The organism is Propionivibrio sp. (assembly GCF_017995515.1).
Lineage (GTDB): Bacteria > Pseudomonadota > Gammaproteobacteria > Burkholderiales > Rhodocyclaceae > Propionivibrio.
The window spans coordinates 2127-4564 of record NZ_JAGOIT010000067.1; the positions used below are offsets into that span (position 1 = coordinate 2127).

General features: G+C 64.0%; 3 protein-coding genes. 1 reads left to right on the forward strand and 2 read right to left on the reverse strand.

Translation table 11 applies throughout. The features are described 5' to 3' along the window. Positions 1-576 precede the first annotated feature (576 nt). Complete coding sequence (locus KBA32_RS11610) at positions 577-1590, reverse strand: NAD(P)-dependent alcohol dehydrogenase (RefSeq protein WP_294359079.1); 1014 nt, start codon at positions 1588-1590, stop codon at positions 577-579. A gap of 125 nt (positions 1591-1715) precedes the next feature. Here KBA32_RS11610 and KBA32_RS11615 point away from each other — a divergent pair, with 125 nt between their 5' ends. Continuing rightward, positions 1716-2153: a helix-turn-helix domain-containing protein gene (locus tag KBA32_RS11615; RefSeq protein WP_294359081.1), complete on the forward strand. Its 438-nt coding sequence runs from the start codon at positions 1716-1718 to the stop codon at positions 2151-2153. On the opposite strand, the gene KBA32_RS11620 is transcribed toward KBA32_RS11615, so the two are convergent. Beyond that, positions 2106-2438: NUDIX domain-containing protein (locus KBA32_RS11620; protein ID WP_294359083.1), on the reverse strand; the 333-nt coding region annotated here is incomplete at its 5' end. The two genes, KBA32_RS11615 and KBA32_RS11620, sit on opposite strands and share 48 nt — an antisense overlap.

Sequence of the window (2438 nt, forward strand, 5' to 3'; positions counted from 1 at the left end):
ATTAACGTTGGCATCCCCGAGCAGCCGACCCGGCCGGCCGTGCTTTACAAACTGTTGCAGTTTTCGGCGAACGCGCCCGTGAGCGACGAGCATCTCGACTTCGATGCAAACTATCCGGGCCTATTAAGAAGAATGAGAACAGGCGGAAAGAAATCGAACTAATGAAACCGTGGTCCGTCCCGGTTTCCCCCCCGGTTTTCCCAGTGCCATGGTGGTCTGTCCCGGCTTTCCAAGAAGTCTCGACTCCCGTTCGGGCTGAGCCTGTCGAAGCCCGCCCCCTTCGACAAGCTCAGGGCGAACGGACTTCAAACATTACCGCACCGGATCAATAATGCCGTCCTTGCTGGGGATGAAGATCATGCCGGCTTCGCAGAGTCGGCCATGTAGACCGCATCGTGGCCGGCGCCGGAGGCGGCGGGCATCGAAGCGTGGCCGAGCTTGTCGGAACCGCTCCGGATCGCCGCTGCGTTACGCGCCAGAAGCGGCCTTTTGGGTACCCCTCGTTTTGGTGAGAAGCGGTAGCGACGTGGCGGCGGCCATGGTCCATCGCCACTTTCCGGCGCCCCGCTGCCGCAGTCACACCGAGACCACCACCTTGCCGAAGTGACTCCCCGACTGCAGGTACTTGAGCGCCGCCACCGCGTCGTCGAAGGCGAACACGCGGTCGACCACCGGCTTCATCCGGTGCAGCGCGATCGCGCGATTCATCGCCTCGAACATCGCGACCGAGCCGACGTAGGTGCCCTGGATCTTGATGTTCTTGTGCAGGATGGACACCGTCGAGAGGTTGGCGGTGAAGCCGGTGAGCACGCCCATCAGCGAGATCGAACCGCCGACGCGCACAGCCTGCAGTGTCCGGTTCAAGGTATCCGGCCCGCCGACCTCGACGGCGTGGTCGGCGCCCTTGCCGTCGGTGAACTCGAGCACGGCGTTCTGCCACTCGGGCTGCCGGCGGTAGTTGATCACGTGGTCGGCGCCCAGGGCGCGGGCGCGTTCGAGCTTTTCGTCGCTGGAACTCGTGAGGATGACGCGCGCGCCGGCCATCTTGGCGAACTGCAGCGAGAAGATGGAGACGCCGCCGGTGCCGAGCAGGAGCACGGTGTCGCCGGGCAGGATGTGGCCGCCGACGAACTGCGCGTACCACGCGGTGACGCCGGCACAGGGCAAGGTCGCGGCTTCCTCGAACGTGAGGTGCTCGGGAATCTTCACCACACCCGTTGCCGGCAGCGCGATCTGCTCGGCAAGCACGCCATCGACCGTGCCGCCGAGCGCACCGGCCTGCACCTCGGGCGTCATCGGGCCATTGAGCCAGTCCGGCATGAACGCGCCAGCGACGCGATCGCCGACCTTCAGCCGCGTCACGCCCTCGCCGACCGCCGCCACCACGCCAGCGCCATCGGAACAGGGAATGACACCGGTGGTTTTCGGACTACCGTCCCTCGGCCCCGAGATGTTGATCACATCACGGAAGTTGAGGGAACGCGCCCGGATGTCGATGACGACCTGGCCGGCACACGCAACCGGCGCCGACCGCTCGGTCAGGCGAATCGCCTCGACGGTCGTTCCCGGGATGATCTCGTAGGCTCGCATTGCATGGCTCCTTCGTTCGCTTGTTGATGAAAGCAACGATCTTAGACCGTAGATCCCATCTTCGGTAGTACGTACATTTTTGATAGTATCGATGCCGTTCAATCAATCGGCGGGAGAAACAAGGAATGGCACGCAGATACTGTGGAGTAACGGGCTGTGCGGTCGAGGCAACGCTCGCCGTCGTCGGCGGGCGCTGGAAGCCGGTGCTGCTGTTTCACCTGCTCGAAGGGCGCAAGCGCTTCAGCGACCTCTGCCGCGCGGTACCCAACGCGACACAGCGCATGATCACGCTGCAACTGCGTGAACTCGAAGCCGACGGCGTCGTCGTCCGGCACGTCTACGCGCAGATCCCGCCGCGCGTCGAGTACGAGCTGACCGAGTTGGGCCGTTCGCTCGAAGCGCTGCTCTTGCAGATGCGGGATTGGGGGGAACGCTTCAGGGCGACGGCGCAAGAAGCGAAGCACGACTCACCGGCGACCGCTCCGACGCGTAGTCCAGACCGGATTGGCGCGGCGTCAATCAAACAAGGTGAACTCGCTACCCGACCGGATATGCGCGGTTAGCTCGACAATCTGTTTCGGCGTGTTCCTGTTCAGCGAAAGCGCGGGCAGGCTGTCCACCGGAAAGTAGGCGCAGTCGAGCGTCTCGTTCGTCTGCCGCAGGTCTTCTCCGCCAATCTTCCGGCAGTGAAAGAACAGCTTGTAGGCATGCGGGATTTGCGGCGGGTGGTCGTGCTTCAACTTGTCGAAGAGCGCGACCAGGCGAACAGCCCTCACCTGCAAACCGCTCTCTTCCGCCACCTCCCGCTCGGCCGACAAGGACGGGGATTCGCCCGTGTCGCACCAGCC

Excerpts from the sequence above, each read along its gene's own strand:
- KBA32_RS11610 (WP_294359079.1), bottom strand. The coding sequence starts at position 1,590 with ATGCGAGCCTACGAGATCATCCCGGGAACGACCGTCGAGGCGATTCGC.
- KBA32_RS11615 (WP_294359081.1), top strand. The coding sequence starts at position 1,716 with ATGGCACGCAGATACTGTGGAGTAACGGGCTGTGCGGTCGAGGCAACG.